Annotated in this window: 17 protein-coding genes; 8 read left to right on the top strand and 9 right to left on the bottom strand. The window is 61.3% G+C overall.

Annotated features, from left to right (window positions below; translation table 11 throughout):
* Window positions 1–80: 80 nt before the first annotated feature.
* Complete coding sequence (locus AC1DOG_RS03725; RefSeq protein ID WP_477926863.1) at window positions 81–392, bottom strand: hypothetical protein; 312 nt, start codon at window positions 390–392, stop codon at window positions 81–83.
* 295 nt (window positions 393–687) lie between these two features.
* Entirely contained in the window at window positions 688–3,501 is a 2,814-nt protein-coding gene (gene gyrA, locus AC1DOG_RS03720; RefSeq protein ID WP_209190622.1) for a DNA gyrase subunit A, read from the bottom strand.
* A gap of 225 nt (window positions 3,502–3,726) precedes the next feature.
* Here gyrA and AC1DOG_RS03715 point away from each other — a divergent pair, with 225 nt between their 5' ends.
* The gene (locus tag AC1DOG_RS03715; RefSeq protein ID WP_018900549.1) at window positions 3,727–4,371 is read left to right on the top strand and encodes a MarC family protein; all 645 of its coding nucleotides are present in this window, start codon (window positions 3,727–3,729) and stop codon (window positions 4,369–4,371) included.
* A gap of 75 nt (window positions 4,372–4,446) precedes the next feature.
* On the opposite strand, the gene AC1DOG_RS03710 is transcribed toward AC1DOG_RS03715, so the two are convergent.
* Entirely contained in the window at window positions 4,447–5,007 is a 561-nt protein-coding gene (locus AC1DOG_RS03710) for a single-stranded DNA-binding protein (protein WP_477926862.1), read from the bottom strand.
* A gap of 249 nt (window positions 5,008–5,256) precedes the next feature.
* Here AC1DOG_RS03710 and uvrA point away from each other — a divergent pair, with 249 nt between their 5' ends.
* The gene (gene uvrA / locus AC1DOG_RS03705) at window positions 5,257–8,178 is read left to right on the top strand and encodes an excinuclease ABC subunit UvrA (RefSeq protein ID WP_477926861.1); all 2,922 of its coding nucleotides are present in this window, start codon (window positions 5,257–5,259) and stop codon (window positions 8,176–8,178) included.
* A gap of 7 nt (window positions 8,179–8,185) precedes the next feature.
* Here uvrA and AC1DOG_RS03700 read toward each other — a convergent pair whose 3' ends face one another.
* Together AC1DOG_RS03700 and AC1DOG_RS03695 are read right to left on the bottom strand one after the other, a co-directional pair.
* Window positions 8,186–8,572, bottom strand: coding sequence for a type II toxin-antitoxin system VapC family toxin (locus tag AC1DOG_RS03700; RefSeq protein ID WP_477926860.1), 387 nt, complete (start codon window positions 8,570–8,572; stop codon window positions 8,186–8,188).
* The gene (locus AC1DOG_RS03695; protein WP_477926859.1) at window positions 8,569–8,826 is read right to left on the bottom strand and encodes a type II toxin-antitoxin system Phd/YefM family antitoxin; all 258 of its coding nucleotides are present in this window, start codon (window positions 8,824–8,826) and stop codon (window positions 8,569–8,571) included. The genes AC1DOG_RS03700 and AC1DOG_RS03695 overlap by 4 nt, the downstream gene beginning before the upstream one ends.
* An 86-nt stretch (window positions 8,827–8,912) precedes the next feature.
* On the opposite strand from AC1DOG_RS03695, the gene AC1DOG_RS03690 reads away from it, so the two are divergent.
* Window positions 8,913–9,719 carry a DUF72 domain-containing protein gene (locus AC1DOG_RS03690; RefSeq protein WP_477926891.1) on the top strand — a complete coding sequence of 269 codons (807 nt, stop codon included), beginning with the start codon at window positions 8,913–8,915 and terminating at the stop codon, window positions 9,717–9,719.
* Window positions 9,720–9,751: 32 nt separating this feature from the next.
* Here AC1DOG_RS03690 and AC1DOG_RS03685 read toward each other — a convergent pair whose 3' ends face one another.
* Window positions 9,752–11,227, bottom strand: a complete 1,476-nt coding sequence (locus tag AC1DOG_RS03685; protein ID WP_477926858.1) for an NAD(P)H-hydrate dehydratase — start codon at window positions 11,225–11,227, stop codon at window positions 9,752–9,754.
* A 342-nt stretch (window positions 11,228–11,569) separates the two neighbouring features.
* Between AC1DOG_RS03685 and AC1DOG_RS03680 the strand changes: the two genes are divergently transcribed.
* The 3 genes from AC1DOG_RS03680 (at window position 11,570) to hspQ (ending at window position 13,854) form a co-directional block, all read left to right on the top strand.
* Window positions 11,570–11,908: a P-II family nitrogen regulator gene (locus AC1DOG_RS03680; RefSeq protein WP_018900556.1), complete on the top strand. Its 339-nt coding sequence runs from the start codon at window positions 11,570–11,572 to the stop codon at window positions 11,906–11,908.
* A gap of 56 nt (window positions 11,909–11,964) precedes the next feature.
* Complete coding sequence (gene glnA / locus AC1DOG_RS03675; RefSeq protein WP_018900557.1) at window positions 11,965–13,374, top strand: type I glutamate--ammonia ligase; 1,410 nt, start codon at window positions 11,965–11,967, stop codon at window positions 13,372–13,374.
* Window positions 13,375–13,524: 150 nt separating this feature from the next.
* Entirely contained in the window at window positions 13,525–13,854 is a 330-nt protein-coding gene (gene hspQ, locus AC1DOG_RS03670; RefSeq protein WP_018900558.1) for a heat shock protein HspQ, read from the top strand.
* A 126-nt stretch (window positions 13,855–13,980) separates the two neighbouring features.
* On the opposite strand, the gene AC1DOG_RS03665 is transcribed toward hspQ, so the two are convergent.
* The gene (locus AC1DOG_RS03665) at window positions 13,981–14,634 is read right to left on the bottom strand and encodes an invasion associated locus B family protein (protein WP_111563521.1); all 654 of its coding nucleotides are present in this window, start codon (window positions 14,632–14,634) and stop codon (window positions 13,981–13,983) included.
* A gap of 268 nt (window positions 14,635–14,902) precedes the next feature.
* Here AC1DOG_RS03665 and AC1DOG_RS03660 point away from each other — a divergent pair, with 268 nt between their 5' ends.
* Together AC1DOG_RS03660 and AC1DOG_RS03655 are read left to right on the top strand one after the other, a co-directional pair.
* On the top strand, window positions 14,903–16,708 hold the full coding sequence (locus tag AC1DOG_RS03660) for an extracellular solute-binding protein (protein ID WP_477926857.1): 1,806 nt from the start codon (window positions 14,903–14,905) through the stop codon (window positions 16,706–16,708).
* A gap of 102 nt (window positions 16,709–16,810) precedes the next feature.
* On the top strand, window positions 16,811–17,482 hold the full coding sequence (locus tag AC1DOG_RS03655) for a DsbA family oxidoreductase (protein WP_477926856.1): 672 nt from the start codon (window positions 16,811–16,813) through the stop codon (window positions 17,480–17,482).
* 70 nt (window positions 17,483–17,552) lie between these two features.
* Here AC1DOG_RS03655 and mfd read toward each other — a convergent pair whose 3' ends face one another.
* Both mfd and AC1DOG_RS03645 read right to left on the bottom strand, forming a co-directional pair.
* A complete protein-coding gene (mfd, locus tag AC1DOG_RS03650; RefSeq protein ID WP_477926855.1) occupies window positions 17,553–21,056 on the bottom strand; it encodes a transcription-repair coupling factor in 3,504 nt (1,167 codons plus the stop codon).
* Entirely contained in the window at window positions 21,056–21,370 is a 315-nt protein-coding gene (locus AC1DOG_RS03645; protein WP_112980577.1) for an FAD assembly factor SdhE, read from the bottom strand. The genes mfd and AC1DOG_RS03645 overlap by 1 nt, the downstream gene beginning before the upstream one ends.
* Window positions 21,371–21,376 lie beyond the last annotated feature (6 nt).

The following is a 21,376-nucleotide window of genomic DNA, read 5'->3' as shown; positions in this document are numbered from 1 at the left end:
GATGCGGCCTTTTTGTTTGGGCGACTGGGCGGCAATGCCCGAAGGTCATCGCTGGCGCGTCCGATCACGGCGTCGAGAACTCACTCCGCGGCAGCATTATCCGTCAGCAAATGGCAAAGACTTGCCATCACTTCAGCAGCCTCCTTCAGTCCGGCGGCCACCACATGATCCGGCACACCGTCATCGATCAGCGTCGCAAGCTCCGCGAGGTCGTAGACGATATGGCCACGCCGCAACTCGTTCTGGGCGAGATCAATGCCCAGCTCGGCATGCATGCGATGGATCGCTCTCGCGGCCGATATGACGAGCATCCGCTTCTGCGCGATATCGGCCACGTCAACGCGATCCGAGGCTTGAGCGGTCTCAAGTGATTGCAGCAAATACGGGTGCATGACGTCCTCCTACTGGTCATCGAGCGATCGGCGGGCAGATCCTCCATCATGCCAGCGAATCGCCATTTGGTTGCATACTGAGGAATATTCACCAAAAACAACGAGGACCGCAACCCAAGGATTTACCAAGAAAAAACTGCCCTTTTGCTGTCAGCGGAGCCATCGACATTCGTGCAGATGACCTTGCAGGGGAGCTACGCCAGGCCTCCGCAACTCAAACAAAAAGGGCCAAACCCATAAGGTCCGGCCCTTCTGTTTCAGATCCACTCACCGGAAACCCGGTGCGCGGAGACTCTTACGTCTCGGCGTCCGGCGGCGTTTCGTCACCAGCCTCTGCGGCGGGCTCTTCGCCCGGCACAACGGCGGTCTCGTCGCCGTTCTCGGCACCTTCCTCGACCTCGTCTTCCGGATCGCGGATGCGCTCGACCGACACGACCTTCTCGTCCTTGGCAGTCGAGAAGATCGTCACGCCCTTGGTCGCGCGGCTGGCGATGCGGATACCGCCGACCGGCACGCGGATCAGCTGACCGCCATCTGAAACCAGCATGATCTGGTCGTTGTCGTCGACAGGGAAGGCAGCGACGAGTTCGCCGATCTCGCCCGTCTTCGACGTATCGGTGGCGCGGATGCCCTTGCCGCCACGGCCGGAGATGCGGAAGTCGTAGGAGGAAGACCGCTTGCCGTAGCCCTTCTCGGAAACCGTCAGCACGTACTGTTCGCGTGCCTTCAGCTCTTCGTAGCGCTCGTCGCTCAGCTGTCCCTCTTCGGTGACTTCTTCACCGACCAGCGCGATTTCCTCGGCTTCGCCCGTCGTCAGGCGGCGCTCGTTGGCAGCGCGCTTGAGATAAGCGGCGCGTTCCCACGGCTCAGCATCGACATGGCCGACGATCGTCATCGAGATGATGCGGTCGTTATCGCCAAGATTGATCCCTCGTACGCCGATCGAGTTGCGGCCCGCGAAGACGCGAACGTCATCGACCGCAAAGCGGATGCACTGGCCGAGCGCCGTCGTCAGAAGCACGTCGTCATGCTCGGTGCAGGTCTCGACGGAGAGGATTTCGTCGCCCTCTTCCTCGAGCTTCATCGCGATCTTGCCGTTGCGGTTGACTTGGACGAAGTCGCTCAGCTTGTTGCGGCGAACGGTGCCGCGCGTCGTCGAGAACATCACGTCGAGCGTTGCCCAGCTGTCCTCGTCCTCCGGCAGCGGCAGGATCGTGGTGATGCGCTCGCCTGGAGCAAGCGGCAGCATGTTGATCATCGCCTTGCCGCGCGAGGTCGGCGTGCCGATCGGCAGGCGGTAGACCTTTTCCTTGTAGACGATACCGCGCGAGGAGAAGAACAGAACCGGCGTATGCGTGTTGAGAACGAATAGCTGGCTAACGAAGTCTTCGTCACGGGTGGTCATGCCGGAGCGACCCTTGCCGCCGCGACGCTGCGCGCGGTAGGTCGTCAGCGGCACACGCTTGATGTAGCCGAGATGGGAGACGGTGACGACCATGTCCTCGCGGGCGATGAGATCTTCATCGTCCATCTCAAGGCCGCCATCCATGATCTCGGTGCGGCGCGGCGTGCCGAACTCGTCGCGGACAGCCGCGAGTTCGTCCTTGACGATCGACTGGATGCGCACGCGCGACGACAGGATATCGAGGTAATCCTTGATTTCCTCGCCGATCTTGTTGAGTTCGTCGCCAATTTCGTCGCGGCCAAGGGCCGTCAGACGGGCGAGACGCAGTTCGAGAATGGCCCGTGCCTGCTCTTCCGAGAGGTTGTAGGTCATGTCGTCGTTGATGCGGTGGCGCGGATCGTCGATCAGCCGGATCAGGCTTTCAACGTCATGCGCCGGCCAGCGGCGGGTCATCAGCTCTTCGCGGGCCGACTGCGGGTCCGGCGCCTGGCGGATGACGCGGATGACTTCGTCGATATTGGCGACAGCAATCGCCAGACCGACCAAGACGTGCGCGCGCTCGCGAGCCTTGCGGAGCAGGAACTTGGTACGCCGGCTAACGACTTCCTCGCGGAAAGAGACGAAAGCGCGCAGCATGTCGAGCAGCTGCAGCTGTTCCGGCTTGCCACCGTTCAGCGCCACCATGTTGCAGCCGAAAGAGGTCTGCAGCGGGGTATAGCGATAGAGCTGGTTCAGGATCACGTCGGCATTGGCGTCGCGCTTCAGCTCGACGACGACGCGGTAGCCCTGACGGTCGGATTCGTCGCGCAGATCGGAGATGCCCTCGATGCGCTTGTCGCGCACCAGCTCGGCCATCTTCTCGATCATCGTCGACTTGTTCACCTGATACGGGATCTCGGTGATGATGATCTGTTCGCGATCGCCGCGCATCGGCTCGATGGTCGCAACACCGCGCATGATCACCGAGCCACGGCCCGTCTCGTAAGCCGAGCGGATGCCGGAGCGGCCGAGGATCTTGGCGCCGGTCGGGAAATCGGGACCCGGAATGATCTGCATCATCTCCGGCAGTTCGATCGCCGGATCGTCGATCAGCGCGATACAGCCATTGATGACTTCGACGAGATTGTGCGGCGGAATGTTGGTCGCCATGCCGACGGCGATACCGCCGGCGCCGTTGACGAGCAGGTTCGGGAATTTCGCCGGAACGACCACGGGCTCGGAGAGTGTGCCGTCGTAGTTGTCGCGGAAATCGACCGTTTCCTTGTCGAGATCGTCGAGCAGCGAATGCGCGGCCTTCTCGAGGCGGCATTCGGTGTAGCGTTCGGCCGCCGGCGGATCGCCGTCGACGGAGCCGAAGTTGCCTTGGCCGTCGATCAGCGGAAGGCGAAGAGACCAGTCCTGCGCCATACGCGCCAGCGCGTCGTAGATCGCGGTGTTGCCGTGCGGATGGTATTTACCCATCACGTCCCCGGTCACGCGGGCGCATTTGACGTATTTCTTGTTCCAGTCGATGCCGAGCTCGGACATGCCGTAGAGGATGCGCCGGTGCACGGGCTTGAGGCCGTCGCGCACGTCAGGAAGCGCGCGGCTGACGATAACGCTCATCGCGTAATCGAGATACGACCGCTGCATTTCCTCCATAATGGAGATGGGCTCGATGCCTGGCGGGAGCTTCCCGCCGCCGGGGGGTGTTTGCTCAGTCAAAATGGATCACATCTCTTCTAGAATCACTTGAAGATTTATAGCGGAAAGGCTGTTCCTAAGCCAATTTTGCAGGAAGTTTTGAACAGGCTTTTACGGTCTAATCAGGGCAAAACGGGGCTTATCCGCCCCAAACACCATCACGCACGCCGCGCCATTTGCAAAATCGGTTTGCCCACATCACAATCGCGCGAAAACCAAGCCCGGATATGGGCATACGGAGACATAATGGCAAGCGCCGACCAACTGATAAACGCCTTCACAACCCTGCTCGTGACGATCGACCCGCCCGGTCTCGCGCCGATCTTTCTCGGCCTCACGGTTGGCATGAGCAGAGCCCAGCGCAAGCAGGTGGCGCTGCGCGGCACGATCATCGCTTTCATCATTCTTGCCGTCTTCGCGCTCTTCGGATCGAGCGTGCTTGGCGTGCTCGGTATCTCGATCGGCGCCTTCCGCATCGCCGGCGGTCTGCTGCTCTTCTGGATCGCCTTTGAAATGGTGTTCGAGAAGCGCCAGGACCGCAAAGAGAAGACCGGCACGGCCGCGATCACCGTCGATCACATCCAGAACATCGCTGTCTTCCCGCTGGCCATCCCGCTGATCTCAGGCCCAGGCGCCATCTCCGCGACCATCCTGATCGCAGGCTCGATGCAGACGGCCTTCGAGCTGGCGCAGCTGATCATCGTGATCGCCGCAAGCCTGCTCTTGCTCTTCCTGGCGCTCTTGATCGCCGATCGGCTGGACCGCTTCCTCGGCGTCACCGGCCGCGCCATCCTGACGCGCCTGCTCGGCGTCATCCTGGCGGCGCTCGCCACGCAGTTCGTGGTGGATGGCATCAAGTCGGCGATGAACCTCGTTCCCTCGCCCGTCTGAGAGATCACGTTCAATCAAAACGCAAACGGCGCGCCCTGAGGCGCGCCGTCTGACACCTTGTGATCGGTCGTCCGATCAAAACGGAATATCGTCGTCGAGGTCGCGCGAGAAATTGCCGCCACCGCCGGAAGACGCACCGCCGCCCGAGCCACCACGGCCGGACGACTGCGAAGGCGAACCGTAATCGTCGCCATAACCGCCGCCGCCGCCGAAATCACCACCGCCGGCATTGCCGCCACGGCCACCGCCGTAACCGCCGCCAGAACGATCGCCGCCGCCTTCGCCGCGTCCATCGAGCATCGTCAGCGTCGAGCCGAAGCCCTGCAGCACGACTTCCGTTGAATAACGGTCCTGGCCCTGCTGGTCCTGCCACTTGCGGGTCTGCAGCGCGCCTTCGATATAGAGCTTGGCGCCTTTCTTGACGTACTGCTCGATCACCTTGCACAGGCCTTCGTTGAAGACCACGACGGTGTGCCACTCGGTCTTTTCCTTGCGCTCGCCGGAATTGCGGTCGCGCCAGGTCTCCGATGTCGCGATGCGGAGGTTGGCGATCGGCCGGCCGTCCTGCGTCCGACGGATTTCGGGGTCTGCACCCACATTTCCGATCAGAATTACCTTGTTCACGCTGCCAGCCATACTTTTCACCCTACCTGCCGCCCTGCCCGGCGGCGCTTGAAACAATCGATGCACCTTAAACCATAGAGGCGGCGCAATGGACGTCCATAGCGGTTCATCCACAAGGAATTTTGTTCTTTATTTGTTCTATTTTATCCCTATGATCATGTCAACCGAATCGAAAACCTTGCACCATCTAGACATTGAGCCTCGACTCGCCCGCCGGCATCACTAAATAAGGGGCTTGTTCCAGCACAGAAGCAGAAGACGATGAGCGAACTGAAGACGATTTCAATCCGTGGCGCGCGCGAGCACAATCTGAAGGGCATCGACCTCGATCTGCCGCGCAACAAGCTGATCGTCATGACCGGCCTGTCGGGATCGGGCAAATCCTCGCTCGCCTTCGACACCATCTATGCCGAAGGCCAGCGCCGCTACGTCGAGAGCCTGTCGGCCTATGCCCGCCAGTTCCTCGAGATGATGCAGAAGCCCGATGTCGACCAGATCGACGGCCTCTCGCCGGCGATCTCCATCGAGCAGAAGACGACCTCGCGTAACCCGCGCTCGACGGTTGGCACCGTCACCGAGATCTACGACTACATGCGCCTGCTCTTCGCGCGCGTCGGCGTTCCCTATTCGCCGGCCACCGGCCTGCCGATCGAGAGCCAGACCGTCAGCCAGATGGTCGACCGCATCCTCGCCTTCGAGGAAGGCACGCGTCTCTTCATCCTCGCGCCGCTCGTGCGCGGCCGCAAGGGCGAGTATAAGAAGGAACTCGCGGAGCTCATGAAGAAGGGCTTCCAGCGCGTCAAGATCGACGGCCAGTTCTATGAGATCGCCGATGCGCCCGCCCTCGACAAGAAATACAAGCACGACATCGATATCGTCGTCGACCGCGTCGTCGTGCGCTCCGATGTCTCGGCGCGTTTGGCCGACAGCCTTGAGACCTCGCTGAAGCTTGCCGACGGCCTCGCCATCGCCGAATTCGCCGACAAGCCATTGCCGGTGGAAGAAACCGCCGCCGGCGGCTCGGCCAACAAGTCGCTCAACGAAACACATGAGCGCGTGCTGTTTTCGGAAAAGTTCGCCTGCCCGGTCTCCGGCTTCACGATTTCGGAGATCGAGCCACGCCTCTTCTCCTTCAACAATCCGGCCGGCGCTTGCCCGACCTGCGACGGCCTCGGCGCCCAGCAGAAGATCGACGCCAACCTGATCGTGCCGGAGCCTGAGCGCACGCTGCGAGACGGCGCCATCGCCCCATGGGCCAAGTCGTCCTCGCCCTATTACAACCAGACGCTGGAAGCGCTCGGCAAGCATTTCGGCTTCAAGCTCGGCGCCCGCTGGAACGACCTCTCCGCCAAGGCACAGGACGTGATCCTCAACGGCACCGAGGAGAAGATCGAGTTTCACTACGTCGACGGCGCCCGCTCCTACACGACGCACAAGAATTTCGAAGGCATCATCACCAACCTCGAGCGCCGCTGGAAGGAAACCGACAGCGCCTGGGCGCGCGAGGAGATCGAGCGCTACATGTCGGCCGCCCCCTGCCCGTCCTGCAACGGCTTCCGCCTGAAGCCGGAAGCGCTGGCCGTGAAGGTCAACAAGCTGCACATCGGCCAGGTCACGGATATGTCGATCCGCATCGCCCGCGACTGGTTCGAAACGCTGCCCGACAGCTTCAACGCAAAACAGAATGAGATCGCCGTCCGCATCCTGAAAGAGATCAGGGACCGCCTGCGCTTCCTGAACGACGTCGGCCTCGAATATCTGAGCCTCTCGCGCAACTCCGGCACGCTCTCGGGTGGCGAAAGCCAGCGCATTCGCTTGGCCTCGCAGATCGGCTCCGGTCTCACCGGTGTTCTCTACGTGCTCGACGAGCCGTCGATCGGCCTGCACCAGCGTGACAATGCGCGCCTGCTCGAAACCCTGAAGCACCTGCGTGACATCGGCAACACCGTCATCGTCGTCGAGCACGACGAGGACGCCATCTTGCAGGCTGACGACGTTGTCGATATCGGCCCGGCCGCCGGCATTCATGGCGGTCAGGTCATCGCCCACGGCACGCCGCAGGATATCATGGCCAACCCGAAGTCACTGACCGGTAAATACCTGTCGGGGGAACTTGGCGTGACCGTGCCGGAAGAGCGCCGCAAGGTGAAGAAGGGCAAGGAAATCAAGGTCGTCGGCGCCCGCGGCAACAACCTGAAGAACGTCACGGCATCGATCCCGCTCGGCGTCTTCACGGCAGTCACGGGTGTCTCCGGCGGCGGCAAGTCCACATTCCTGATCGAGACGCTCTACAAGTCCGCCGCCCGCCGTGTCATGGGCGCGCGCGAAATCCCGGCGGATCACGACCGCATCGACGGCTTCGAGCATATCGACAAGGTCATCGACATCGACCAGTCGCCGATCGGCCGCACCCCGCGCTCCAACCCGGCCACCTATACCGGCGCCTTCACCCCGATCCGCGACTGGTTCGCCGGCCTGCCGGAAGCCAAGGCGCGCGGCTATCAACCGGGCCGCTTCTCCTTCAACGTCAAGGGCGGCCGCTGCGAGGCCTGCCAGGGCGACGGCGTCATCAAGATCGAGATGCACTTCCTGCCTGATGTCTACGTCACCTGCGACGTCTGCCACGGCAAGCGGTACAACCGTGAAACGCTCGACGTCACCTTCAAGCAGAAGTCGATCGCCGACGTGCTGGACATGACCGTCGAGGAAGGCGTCGAGTTCTTCGCCGCCGTCCCCGCCGTGCGCGACAAGCTGCAGGCGCTCTTCGACGTCGGCCTCGGCTACATCAAGGTCGGCCAGCAGGCGAATACGCTGTCGGGCGGCGAGGCCCAGCGCGTCAAGCTCGCCAAGGAACTCTCGAAGCGCTCGACCGGCCGCACGCTCTACATTCTCGACGAGCCGACGACCGGCCTGCACTTCCATGACGTGGCGAAGCTGCTCGAAATGCTGCACGAACTGGTCAACCAGGGCAACTCGGTGGTCGTCATCGAGCACAATCTCGAGGTCATCAAGACCGCCGACTGGGTCCTCGACTTCGGCCCCGAGGGCGGCGACGGCGGCGGCGAAATCGTGGCTTCAGGCACGCCCGAGGCGATCGTCAAGGAAAAGCGCTCCTATACCGGCCAGTTCCTCAAGGAACTGCTGGAACGGCGGCCGGTGAAGAAGGTGCAGGCGGCGGAGTGATCTGCCACTACCAGACGATGTCGATCCCGAATTCCCGGAAGGCGGGATCGACCGATATGAGCGAAAGGTTGTCGAGCTTGCATTGAGCGGCAAGCATGCGGTCGAAAGGATCTTTGTGAACACCGGCCATCTGACCGGCAAGAAAAGTATGAGCCATGGAAAGGGACAATTTGGCAAACCCGCCGTCGGCAAGAATGGAATCGAAGTTCTCGACAATGGGGCGACCAAAATCGAGCTTGCCGATGCGGACTTTGTTGGTGATCTCAAATCCGGTGGCGGAACTGATATAGCGTGTGGCGCTCGAGTCTTCGATTGCGGCCTTCGCTTTCGCACTGAGCTTCGGATTAGCGGTGAGCCACCATAGGAATGCGTGCGTATCCAGCAGAATATTCATTCGCCGTTATCGCCGGGAAATGAGTATTTTCCTTCCCACGCAGCCAGTTCGTCTTCTGACATAGGCTCGAGAAAGATATCGCTCGGAATTTTGTCGCGCAGGTGGGCGAAGCGGCCATAACCGCGAACCTGTTGCTTATCGGTCTCGACAGGCACCAGTTTCACCAGCGGCTTGTCGTCGCGTGCCAGAATAATCTCCTCGCCGGCTTCGACACGGCTGAGGAGTTCAGAGAGTTCGGTATTGGCCTTGGGCACGCTTACGATTGTCATCGGAATACCTTTCGATGATCGATAGAGAGATAATAGACAACGACTTCGCGAACTTCAACGAGGAGGAACTGATGACACAACCCGGCACCATTCGCGTCGGCATCGGCGGCTGGACGTTCGAGCCCTGGCGCAACCACTTCTTCCCGTCCACGCTGAAGCAGAAGGACGAATTGAATTATGCCAGCCGGCAGCTGAAGGTCATCGAGGTCAACGGCACCTATTACAGCTCGCAGAAGCCGGAAACCTTCGCCAAGTGGGCAGCCGATGTCCCTGAAGATTTCATCTTCTCGCTGAAGGCCAGCCGCTTCAGCACCAATCGCAAGATCCTCTCCGAAGCCGGTGAATCTGTCGAGCGCTTTCTTGGCCAGGGCATCGTCGAGCTTGGCCCGCATCTCGGCCCCATTCTCTGGCAGTTCGCGCCGACGAAGAAGTTCGAGCCGGAGGATTTCGAGGGCTTCCTGAAGCTCTTGCCGGACAAGCAGGATGGCCTGCCGCTGAAGCATGTGGTCGAGGTCCGTCACGACAGCTTCAAGGTGCCGGAGTTCGTGGCGCTGCTTGCGAAATACGGCGTCGCCCCTGTGGTCGCCGAACATTTCGATTATCCGATGGTGGCGGATGTCACCGCCGATTTCGTCTATACGCGCCTGCAGAAGGGCTCGGACGAGATCAGGACCTGCTATCCGCCGAAGGAGCTAAAGGACTGGGCCAAGCGACTGGAAACCTGGGCCGAAGGCAAGGTGCCGGATGATCTGCCGCTTATCGACGCCGACCGGAAGGTCAAGGTTAAGCCGCGCGACGTCTTCGCCTTCATGATCCACGAGGGCAAGGTCAACGCCCCCTTCGGGGCCATCGCGCTGCAGGAAGAGGTCGGCAAGTAGTCAGAACGCTAAGTAATTGGGTCGGCAAGTAATCAGAGTGGCAAGACGTGGCTGACGAGGTCTTCCGCCGTCAGCCCTTTGCCGGCCCGGTTGCCCGCTTCACCGTGCATGTAAACACCGGCGGCAGCCGCTTCGAAGGCCGGCAGCCCCTGCGCCATCAGAGCGCCGATGATCCCCGCCAGCACATCGCCGGATCCGGCGGTGGCGAGCCAGATCGGCGCGTTGGTATTGATGAGTGCCCGACTATCCGGTGAGGCGATCACGGTGTCGGGCCCCTTGTAGACGATGGCCGCATTGGCCCGTGCCGCGGCCGCCAGCGCCTTGTCGGCCTTGCCGAGATTGGCATCCGCAGCGATATCCGGAAACAATCGCGAAAACTCGCCCTCATGCGGCGTCAGAACCAACCGCGTCTCGCCCTCCGCGAACAGTGCGAACAGCGCCCCAGGATCGTCGCGGAACGATGTGATGCCATCGGCGTCGAGAACCAGGTGCCGACGGGACAGTGCCGCCACGAAACTCCGCGCCTTCTCACCCGACCCAAATCCCGGCCCGAGCACGAAGCTGCGCAACCGTTCGTCCTTCAGCCAATCCAGGAGTTCGGCGTCCCCATCGATGCCGTGCAGCATCACGGCCGTCAGATGCGTCGCATTCTCGTCCATGGCATCCGCAGGCGAGGCGATCGTCACCAGCCCAGCGCCGGCCTTCAATCCAGACATGGCCGACATTCGCGCCGCCCCCGTCTTGCCCTTTTCGCCCGAGAAGACGACGAGATGGCCGCGCTTGTACTTGTGCGTCTCATGCCCAGATGACGGCAGCCACCGCTGCCACTGTTCCGACCGGTTCTCCGCCAGCCTGCCCGACGCCTGCCCGCGCACGATCCGCGCGGGTATACCGATGTCGAGCACCTCGAGCACGCCCGATAGCTCTCGGCCAGGCATCAACAGATGGCCCGGCTTACGCGTCATGAAGGTGATCGTCCGCTCGGCGGCAAATGCGGCCCCCAGCACCATGCCCGTCCGGCCGTCGACGCCGGATGGCAGGTCGACAGCAAGCACCGGCAGGCGAGCTTCGTCGACACGCGCTATGACGGCACGGACAGCCTCGGGCACGGCCCGCGTCAACCCGGCCCCGAACAGGGCGTCAATCACCACGTCGCCCTCGGCAGGCTGATATCTATCGATCGGCTCACCCTCGCCGGACCAGCGAGCAAGCGCCCGCGCAGCGTCGCCCTTCAGCCGATCGGGATCCCCCAAGTGAAATACCGCGACCTCGACGCCGCTATCCCGCAGACACTGCGCCGCCACATATCCGTCGCCGCCATTGTTGCCGGGACCGCACAACACGACGGCCCTCCGCGCAGAGGGATAGTGCCGCAGAAAGGACGCCGCCACGCCGGCGCCCGCCTGCAGCATGAGCCCGAAACTGTCGATGCCGGAGGCAGCAGCGGCGGCATCGACGGCGGTCATTTCGGCGGGGGTAAGGAGAAGGTCGGCGAGCTGATTGTCCATTCGGCCATTCAAGCAGAATCCGCCTAAAAAACAACCGATTGGCGCAAAATCTGGAAGGTTATTATTTAGTCATTTGCATATATTTTAATCTGCACCACAAGCCACAAAGAAAGCATCAGGCATCGCGAATATTCCCAATTTCGGTCGAAATTTAAGCTTTTCGCTTGCAACCCGCGCCGTTTTTGACAAAAAAATCGTTGAAATTGCTGAAAATCATTCGACTTTCGGTCTCCAGCTGCCATTTCCACGAAGATTCCACTTTCCAACTGGCACGATAACTGCATTCTATCGGAGGGTGGGTATGAGCCTGCTATAACGGGAGAAGCGGAGAGTCATTTTCTCATGAAAAAGATCGAAGCGATCATTAAGCCCTTCAAGCTGGACGAAGTGAAGGAAGCCCTTCAGGAAGTTGGCCTGCAGGGGATCACAGTCACGGAAGCAAAGGGCTTCGGTCGCCAAAAAGGCCACACGGAACTGTACCGTGGCGCGGAGTATGTCGTCGATTTCCTGCCGAAGGTGAAGGTCGAAGTCGTCCTCGCCGACGAGAACGCGGAAGCCGTCATCGACGCGATCCGCAAGGCCGCGCAGACGGGCCGTATCGGCGACGGCAAGATTTTTGTATCCAATATCGAAGAAGTCATTCGTATCCGTACCGGCGAAACCGGTGTCGATGCGATCTGACCTGTTTGGTCCAGGCGAGGCAATCGTCTCGTCTTCTCAAATGAAGGAACCATTTTATGGCGACCGCAAGCGAAATCCTCAAGCAAATCAAGGATAACGACGTCAAGTTTGTTGACCTGCGCTTTACCGATCCCAAGGGCAAGCTGCAGCACGTCACGATGGACGTTGTTTGCGTCGATGAAGACATGTTCGCCGATGGCGTCATGTTCGACGGCTCCTCGATCGGCGGCTGGAAGGCGATCAACGAATCCGACATGGTGCTGATGCCCGACACGGAAACGGTCCACATGGACCCGTTCTTCGCGCAGTCCACCATGGTCATTCTCTGCGACATTCTCGATCCGGTCTCCGGCGAAGCCTATAACCGCGATCCGCGCGGCACCGCCAAGAAGGCTGAAGCCTATCTGAAGGCATCGGGCATCGGCGACACCGTCTTCGTCGGCCCCGAAGCCGAGTTCTTCATCTTCGACGACGTTCGCTACAAGGCCGACCCTTACAACACCGGCTTCAAGCTCGATTCGACCGAACTGCCGTCCAACGACGACACCGAATACGAGACCGGCAACCTCGGCCACCGTCCGCGCGTCAAGGGCGGCTATTTCCCGGTTCCGCCGATCGACAGCTGCCAGGACATGCGCTCCGAGATGCTGACGGTTCTCAGTGAAATGGGCGTCGTCGTCGAAAAGCACCACCACGAAGTGGCTGCTGCCCAGCACGAGCTCGGCATCAAGTTCGACACGCTCGTTCGCAACGCCGACAAGATGCAGATCTACAAGTACGTCGTGCACCAGGTCGCCAATGCCTATGGCAAGACGGCAACCTTCATGCCGAAGCCGATCTTCGGCGACAACGGCTCGGGCATGCACGTCCACATGTCGATCTGGAAGAGCGGCAAGCCGAGCTTCGCGGGCGATGAATATGCAGGCCTCTCCGAGAGCTGCCTGTACTTCATCGGCGGCATCATCAAGCACGCCAAGGCGCTGAACGCCTTCACCAACCCGTCGACGAACTCCTACAAGCGTCTCGTCCCGGGCTATGAAGCACCGGTTCTGCTCGCCTACTCGGCGCGCAACCGCTCGGCCTCCTGCCGTATTCCGTTTGGCAGCAACCCGAAGGCAAAGCGCGTCGAAGTCCGCTTCCCGGATCCGATGGCGAACCCCTACCTCGCCTTCGCCGCCATGCTGATGGCCGGCCTCGACGGCATCAAGAACAAGATCCATCCCGGCAAGGCCATGGACAAGGATCTCTACGACCTGCCGCCGAAGGAACTGAAGAAGATCCCGACGGTCTGCGGTTCGTTGCGCGAAGCGCTGGAAAGCCTGGACAAGGACCGCAAGTTCCTGACCGCCGGCGGCGTCTTTGATGATGACCAGATCGACTCGTTCATCGAGCTGAAGATGATTGAGGTCATGCGCTACGACATGACCCCGCATCCGGTCGAATACGACATGTACTACTCGGCGTAAGCCTCAGAAAGCCCCGGTTCGCCGGGGCTTTCGTCTATTCGATGTCACGGAAGCCTCGCGCGGATGTGACACTCATGTGACGAGTTCTCGCACAAATCTTGATTTGAGTGAGATCAATCACCAAATCAGGTGATGAAAGGAAGTCGTACCATGAAAGAAAGACTAGCTAAGTTCAGTATCGGCGAAGTGGTTCGGCACAAGGTATTTCCGTTTCGCGGCGTCATCTTCGATGTCGATCCGGAATTCGCGAATACGGAAGAATGGTGGAATTCTATTCCCGCCGACGTGCGCCCCAGCAAGGACCAGCCCTTCTACCACTTGCTCGCCGAAAACGAAGAAAATGAATACGTCGCCTACGTATCCGAACAGAACCTGATGAATGACGAAAGCGGCGAACCGCTTCGCAATGAACAGGTCTACCAGATTTTCGATATGGCGCCGACGGGGCAGTTCAAACCCAAGATGAGCTTCACCCACTAAGCCGCTGCATATCCATTTCAAACCCCGCTCCTCCCGGCGGGGTTTTTCTTTGGCCGGAACCCGGAATGTAGGCAACAAAAAACCCGGCTCGAAGCCGGGTTTCTCGACAATCCATGAGGATCGAAATTACTGGGCCTTGGCAGCCTTCTGGGCGTCTTCAAGCTTCTTGCGCGCTTCGTCAGCCTTCTTCTGCATGCTGTCCTGCAGGCTCTTCTGGCTTTCAGCGAGCTTGGAAGCGGAAACCGCTTCGCCGTCGAATGCGCCGGTGAAGCCTTCAAGCGAAATCTTGATCGGGTTCGGCGCACGGCGGAAGTTGATCGAGGTCAGAACCAGATCGGTGCCCTTCTTCAGGCTGGCGACCATGGCGTCCGTCAGCGGGATCTGCGCAACGCAGCGATCCGGCATGCACATCAGATAGTCGATCTTCTGCGGCTTGCCGCCGTCGATCTGCATGCCGATGCCCGGAGGGATCAGACGTGCCGGAGGAACGGAAACCTGCAGGCTCTTGTTGTTGACCTTGCCGGAAACGGTGATGAGGCCAACGCCCGTAACGAGCTGACCGCCGGTGGCCAGAACAACGTTCTGCACGACGCAGACGTCGTTGTCTTCCTGCTTGTTGCAGGTCTTGTACCAACCAAGGCGCGGTGCGCCAGCAGCCTGTGCGCCAGCGTCGGCAGACGCGTCCTGCGCATAAGAAGACACCGGAGCCACTGCGGCGCCAAGCATCACTGCCATTACGGACAGGGCTGCCCGTGTTTTCTTTTCAGACTTGAACATCATAACGAATTCCGTCTCCTGATATCCCGTTGGGACAGCCCATTTGCCGTCCTCACCAACAGGGTTGTTCGCATCTGACCTCTTAAAACAATGAGGCAAATGCATGACCCCCCGACTTCGGGGTCCCTGTTACATCGCGTTGCTGGAGATTTCCAGTGTTTCTTTGGCGTTTTGGGCGTCGCTGGAAAGAATTTGCCGTGGATGGTGAATTGGGCCGGCCGCATGGTAGTCTTCGCGCGAATCGCGCCGTTTTCCGGAAAGGATTTCGACTATGCTCCGGATCGTTCTCCCCGTCGTCTTCACCCTTGTTTGCGGGGTAGCCGCTGCCGAGCCCGTGCATGGCATTGCAATGCACGGCGCCCCTGCTCTGCCTCAAGATTTCAAGCACCTGCCCTACGTCAATCCCGACGTGAAGAAGGGCGGCAAGATCTCCTATGGCGTCGTCGGCACCTACGACAACCTGAACCCGTTCATCCTGAAGAGCATGCGCACCACGGCGCGCGGCATGTGGGACCCCGAATACGGCAATCTGGTCTATGAAACGCTGATGCTGCGCTCGCGCGACGAGCCCTTCACGCTCTATGGCCTCCTGGCGCAATCCGTCGAATGGGACGACGACAGGACCTATATCCAGTTCAACCTTAACCCAGACGCCAAATGGTCGGACGGCCAGCCGGTCACGCCCGATGATGTCATCTTCTCCTTCAATATCCTGAAGGAGAAGGGCCGCGTGCCGTTCAGCACGCGCCTCAATGCCGTCGACAAGATGGAGAAGGTCGGCGATCACAGCGTCCGCTTCACCTTCAACGACAAGGCCGACCGCGAATTCCCGCTGATTCTCGCCGGCTCGACGCCCATTCTCCCCAAGCACGCGATCGACGCGGAGAATTTCGACCGCTCGACGCTGAAGCCGCTGATTGGCTCCGGTCCCTACAAGATCAAGTCGCTGAAGCCGGGCGAAAGCATCACCTTCGAGCGCGACCCGAATTACTGGGGCAAAGATCTCCCGGCCAAGGTCGGCCTCGACAATTACGACCAGATCACCGTCCAGTATTTTCTGCAGGACACGACACTATTCGAATCGTTCAAGAAGGGCGATGTCGATATCTATCCGGATGGCAGCCCCGGCCATTGGGCGAGCGCCTATAATTTCCCGGCGGTCACATCGGGCAATGTCGTCAAGGATACGTTTCAGCCCAAGCTGCCTTCTGGCATGTTCGGCTTCGTCTTCAACACCCGCCGGCCGCTCTTCGATAACGTGAAGCTGCGCGAGGGCCTGTCGCTGATTTTCGATTTCGAATGGGCCAACAAGAACCTCTTCTCCAGCGCCTATATCAGGACGCAAAGCTATTGGGAGAACTCCGACCTCTCCAGCTTCGGCGTGCCCGCTGACGAGCGCGAACTGAAGCTGCTCGGCCCGATCAAGGATCGCATCGATCCCGCCATCCTCGATGGCACCTACAAGCTTCCCGTGACCGATGGCTCCGGCCGCGACCGCAATGTGCTGAAGCAGGCTGTCGCGCTTCTCAAGGAGGCCGGCTACACGATCAAGAACGGCAAGATGAGCGACGCCAATGGCCGCCCGCTCGCCTTCGAGATCATGACGCAGAACACCGACCAGGAAAAACTCGCGGTCTCCTACCAGCGCTCACTGCAACTGCTCGGCATCAACGCCTCGATCCGCACGGTCGATGATTCGCAGTATCAGAGCCGCACCAACACTTTCGACTACGATGTAATCGTCAAATCCTTCACCTCGTCGCTATCCCCAGGCATCGAGCAGGTTGGCCGCTGGTCGTCCGCCTCGCGGGATCGCGATGGCACCGACAATTTCGCAGGCGTCGCCGATCCCGATGTCGATACGCTGATCCAGCACATCCTCAATGCGCGTTCGGCCGAAGATTTCACCGCCGCCGTCCGCTCGCACGACCGACTGCTCCTGTCCGGCTATTACGTGTTGCCGCTCTATCACGTCGACAACCAGTGGGTCGCGCGCAGCAAGCGCATCGGCCACCCCGACCAGGTGCCGCTCTACGGCTACCAGCTGCCGGCTTGGTGGGATCAGAGCGTACAATAACAGGCGGTTCTCTTTTCCTGCCTGGTTGAACTGGCCGCCCGCAGCGACTAGATGGCTCCAAACGCCCATTTGGGGCCTAGCAAACCCGGGAAAGGAAAACCCATGGAACGCATAGTCATCGACGTCGTCTCGGATGTCGTCTGCCCCTGGTGCTATCTCGGCAAGGCCCGGCTGGAACTCGCGATCGCGGAAGTCCAGGACGAAGTCGGCGTCGACGTCAATTGGCGCCCCTATCGCCTCAACCCGGATTATCCCCCGGAAGGCGTCGACCAGAAGGCAGCGCTCGAAAAGAAGCTCGGCGGTGCCGAGCGTGTCGCCGAAGGGCACAAGATGCTGACCGAGCTCGGCCGCGAGGTCGGAATCAGTTTCAATTTCGACGCCATCAAGATCGGCCCGAACACGCTCGACACCCACCGCCTCATTCACTGGGCGATGATCGAGGATCGCGACAAGGCCGATAAGGTGGTCGATGGGCTGTTCAAGGCGAATTTCGAGCAGGGCCTGAATGTCGGCGATCACGCCGTGCTGCTCGACATCGCGGAAAAATCCGGCCTCGACCGCGCCGTGACCGCCTCACTGCTTGCCTCCGAAGCCGACAAGGGTCTCGTCGTCGAGGAAATCGAATCGGCGCAGAAGATGGGCGTCAACGGCGTCCCCTTCTTCATCTTCGACCAGCAATACGCCGTCAGCGGCGCCCAGACCCCTGATGTCATCGCCGGCGCGCTGCGCGATATCGCCAAGGCCAAGGCCGAAGCCCGCGCCGGGATGAACTGATCGACCGGTTTTTCGATATTGTTGCATGCAAATCGGGACGGAAAGCTGAGGCCTTCCGTCCCGATTTGCCTTAGCCCTTCGCCAGCTCCGCCAGCTGCGTCATGATCACTGCCGCTCCCTGCAGCCGCTTCTCCGGCGTCGGCAGGTCGCGGGTCAGGAACACGCTGTGGTCGGGACGGATCTTCGCCATCGAGCCCTGCTTGGCGATATAACCCACCAGATTGCCGGGGTTCGGGAATTCCTTGTTGCGGAATTGGATAACCACGCCCTTCGGCCCGGCATCCACCTTCTCGACATTGGCGATACGGCAGAGCGACTTGACGTAGACGATCTTCAGCAGATGCTGCACCTCGATCGGCATCGGCCCGAAGCGGTCGATCATCTCGGCGCCGAAGGCATCGATCTCCTTGAGCTCGGTGATCTCGCCGAGGCGCCGATAGAGCGCCATGCGCAGATGCAGATCCGGAACGTAGCCATCGGGGATCATCACCGACGTGCCCACCGAAATCTGCGGTGACCAGCCGGTATCCTGGATCTCGTCGACACCCTTCACCTCGGCCACCGCCTCTTCCAGCATCTGCTGGTAGAGCTCGAAGCCGACCTCCTTGATGTGGCCGGACTGCTCCTCGCCAAGCAGGTTGCCGGCGCCGCGAATATCAAGGTCGTGGCTCGCGAGCTGGAATCCGGCGCCGAGCGTATCAAGCGATTGCAGCACCTTCAGGCGGCGCTCCGCCGTCGCCGTCAGCACCTTGTTCACAGGCAGCGTGAACAGCGCGAAGGCGCGCACCTTGGAGCGACCGACGCGGCCACGCAGCTGATAGAGCTGCGCCAGACCGAACATGTCGGCGCGGTGCACGATCAGCGTATTGGCCGTCGGCACGTCGAGACCGGATTCGACGATCGTCGTCGATAGCAGCACGTCGTAACGGCCCTCGTAGAAGGCGTTCATGATGTCCTCGAGCTCGCCCGGCGGCATCTGGCCGTGGGCGATGGCGACCTTCAGCTCCGGCAAATCGGACTGCAGGAAGGCGTGAACCTCTTCGAGATCGGCCAGACGCGGGCAGACATAGAAGCTCTGGCCGCCGCGATAATGCTCTCGCATCAGCGTCTCGCGGATCACGAGCGAATCGAACGGCGAGATGAAGGTGCGCACCGCCATGCGGTCGACCGGCGGCGTGGTAATCAGCGACAACTCGCGAACACCGGTCATCGCCAGCTGCAGCGTGCGCGGGATCGGCGTGGCCGAGAGCGTCAGCACGTGAACGTCGCTCTTCAGCTCCTTCAGCCGCTCCTTGTGCTTGACGCCGAAATGCTGCTCTTCGTCGATGATCAAAAGGCCGAGATTGGCGAACTGGATGCCGGAGCCGAGCAGCGCATGTGTCCCGACGACGATATCGGTCTTGCCGTCCGCAATCTCCTTCTTCGTCAGCGCCAACTCCTTCGAGCCGACGAGGCGCGAGGCCTGCTGCACGCGCACCGGCAATCCGCGGAAACGCTCGGAGAAGGTCTTGAAGTGCTGGCGCGACAGAAGCGTCGTCGGAACCACGACCGCGACCTGAATGCCGTTCATCGCCGCCACGAAGGCTGCGCGCAGCGCAACTTCCGTCTTGCCGAAGCCGACGTCGCCGCAGACCAGGCGGTCCATCGGCCGCCCGGCGCCGAGATCGGAGCGCACCGCCTCGATGGCGTTGTCCTGGTCTTCCGTCTCGTCGTAAGGGAAGCGCGCGGCGAACTCGTCGTAGAGCCCCTCAGGCGTCGTCAGCACCGGCGCATGCCGCGTCAGCCGCTCGGCGGCGATGCGGATCAGGCCGTCTGCCATGTCGAGCAGGCGCTTCTTGAGCTTGGCCTTGCGCATTTGCCATGCGCCACCGCCGAGCTTGTCGAGCTGAGCCTCCGTCCCCTCGCCGCCATAGCGCGACAGGAGATCGATGTTTTCGACGGGAAGGAACAGCTTCGCCTCGTCGGCATATTGCAGCTCCAGACACGCATGCTGCGCGCCAGCCGCCTGAATGGTCCGGAGCCCGATGAACCGGCCGATGCCGTGCTCGGCGTGAACCACGACCGAACCTTCGTCGAGACCCGCAACCTCCGAGATGAAGTCGGCTGCGCGCTTACGGCGCTTGGAGCGGCGGACCATGCGGTCGCCGAGAATGTCCTGCTCGCCGATGACAATGAGATTGCCGACCTCGAAGCCCGTCTCCAGGCTGTAGACACCGGCGGCCGCCTCGCCCTGATCGAGCTTGTCGATCTCCTTCAGCGCCGCAATCGGCTTGACCCGCGCCAGCCCGTGCTCGGCGAGAACCTGTAGCAAGCGCTCCAGCGACCCTTCCGTCCAGGCGGTGATCAGCACCTTGGCGCCGCTCGCCCGCTTGTCGGCGATATGCTTGACGACGACGTCGAACACGTTGACGCGCTCGGCATTGCCGCCGCCTTCGGCGCTCGGCCGCGCCCAGCGTTCGCCCTGGCGGGCATCGAGATTGACGACGCGGCGCGCCTCGCCCTCATGCTCGTTGAACGGCGTGATCCGCATCGCGTCGAAGGCGTCGAGCGTTGCAGCAAACGTCTTGCCGTCAAGATAGAGCTGGCCGGGCACCACGGGCTTGTAGGGCGTGCCCTGCGACATGCCCTTCACCGGCTTGCCCGAGTTCAGGCGCGCATCGTAATAGTCGAAGACCAGCTTCGAGCGCTCCTCGGCAGCTTCCCGCACCGTATGGTCGGTGACAAGACGGAAGCCCTTGAGATAGTCGAACACCGTCTCCAGCCGATCATAGAACAGCGGCAGCCAGTGCTCCATGCCCGGATAGCGCCGCCCTTCCGAGATCGCGAGATACAGCGCGTCGTCGCGGGTGGCGGCACCGAAGGTCGAGAGATAATTCTTGCGGAAACGGCTGATCGTATCGGGCGTCAGCGTCACTTCGCTCATCGGGTTGAGGTCGAGCGAGCGCACCTGCCCTGTCGTGCGCTGGCTGGCCGGATCGAAGCTGCGGATGCTCTCAAGCGTATCGCCGAAGAAATCGAGCCGCACCGGCTCTTCCGAGCCCGGCACAAAGACATCGAGGATACCGCCGCGCACCGCATATTCGCCGACTTCGCGCACCGTGGCGACGCGGTCGAAGCCATTGCGCTCCAGCCTTCCAGCGACGTCGTCCATCCGCACCTGATTTCCCGGCCGTGCCGAAAACGTCAGGCTCTCGATCACATCCTGCGGCGCCACCTTCTGCAGCATGGCATTGACGGTCACCAGCACGATTGCCGCATGCGGCTTCTTGCGATGCGCGATCAGCCCGCCGAGTGCGGCGAGCCTGCGCGCGGAGGTGTCTGCGCTCGGTGACACGCGGTCGTAAGGCAGACAGTCCCAGGCGGGCAGCGTCAGAACGGGGATATCGGGCGCGACGAAACCGAGCATCTGCTCCAGATCGGCCATGCGCTGCCCGTCCGAGAGCACATAGGCAACCGGTTCACCGGCGCGCGCAAGCTCGGCCAGCAGCATCGGCTCCAATCCGGCCGGCACATTGCCTATCGTCAGCGGCACGTTGAGCGCCGTCAGCTTCTTCGCATCAAAACCGGGGATCATCATCCATTCCTGGGAAGGCTGTCGGCGGGGTATTCGAAATCGGGCTTGTAGGCGCACAGGCGCGTAAACATCGGTGTCTGGAAACGCTCGGGGATCGGCCAGGTTCCCATGATCCAGCGCACCAGATCATTATCTTCTTCCGCCATGATCGTCTCGAACTCGTCGAGCTCCTCATCCGAGAGGCCCGCGATCTCGCGCTCGGCGAACTGGCCGAACACCAGATCCATCTCGCGGATGCCGCGATGCCAGCAGCGGAACAGTATCCGGCGGCGGCGGGGATCGAGATCGGCGCTCGAGAGTGTGACACCTGTCATGGCATA

This window comes from Rhizobium sp. 01N48 (genome assembly GCF_056399145.1).
This window is presented reverse-complemented; position numbering and strand designations above follow the sequence as displayed.

Bases quoted from the DNA above. Each gene is read 5' to 3' on its own strand.
- AC1DOG_RS03645 (WP_112980577.1), bottom strand. From the start codon at position 21,370: ATGACAGGTGTCACACTCTCGAGCGCCGATCTCGATCCCCGCCGCCGC.
- AC1DOG_RS03660 (WP_477926857.1), top strand. From the start codon at position 14,903: ATGCTCCGGATCGTTCTCCCCGTCGTCTTCACCCTTGTTTGCGGGGTA.
- AC1DOG_RS03710 (WP_477926862.1), bottom strand. From the start codon at position 5,007: ATGGCTGGCAGCGTGAACAAGGTAATTCTGATCGGAAATGTGGGTGCA.
- AC1DOG_RS03665 (WP_111563521.1), bottom strand. From the start codon at position 14,634: ATGATGTTCAAGTCTGAAAAGAAAACACGGGCAGCCCTGTCCGTAATG.
- AC1DOG_RS03715 (WP_018900549.1), top strand. From the start codon at position 3,727: ATGGCAAGCGCCGACCAACTGATAAACGCCTTCACAACCCTGCTCGTG.
- hspQ (WP_018900558.1), top strand. From the start codon at position 13,525: ATGAAAGAAAGACTAGCTAAGTTCAGTATCGGCGAAGTGGTTCGGCAC.
- AC1DOG_RS03725 (WP_477926863.1), bottom strand. From the start codon at position 392: ATGCACCCGTATTTGCTGCAATCACTTGAGACCGCTCAAGCCTCGGAT.
- AC1DOG_RS03700 (WP_477926860.1), bottom strand. From the start codon at position 8,572: ATGAATATTCTGCTGGATACGCACGCATTCCTATGGTGGCTCACCGCT.
- AC1DOG_RS03690 (WP_477926891.1), top strand. From the start codon at position 8,913: ATGACACAACCCGGCACCATTCGCGTCGGCATCGGCGGCTGGACGTTC.
- AC1DOG_RS03685 (WP_477926858.1), bottom strand. From the start codon at position 11,227: ATGGACAATCAGCTCGCCGACCTTCTCCTTACCCCCGCCGAAATGACC.
- mfd (WP_477926855.1), bottom strand. From the start codon at position 21,056: ATGATCCCCGGTTTTGATGCGAAGAAGCTGACGGCGCTCAACGTGCCG.
- glnA (WP_018900557.1), top strand. From the start codon at position 11,965: ATGGCGACCGCAAGCGAAATCCTCAAGCAAATCAAGGATAACGACGTC.
- AC1DOG_RS03655 (WP_477926856.1), top strand. From the start codon at position 16,811: ATGGAACGCATAGTCATCGACGTCGTCTCGGATGTCGTCTGCCCCTGG.
- AC1DOG_RS03680 (WP_018900556.1), top strand. From the start codon at position 11,570: ATGAAAAAGATCGAAGCGATCATTAAGCCCTTCAAGCTGGACGAAGTG.
- uvrA (WP_477926861.1), top strand. From the start codon at position 5,257: ATGAGCGAACTGAAGACGATTTCAATCCGTGGCGCGCGCGAGCACAAT.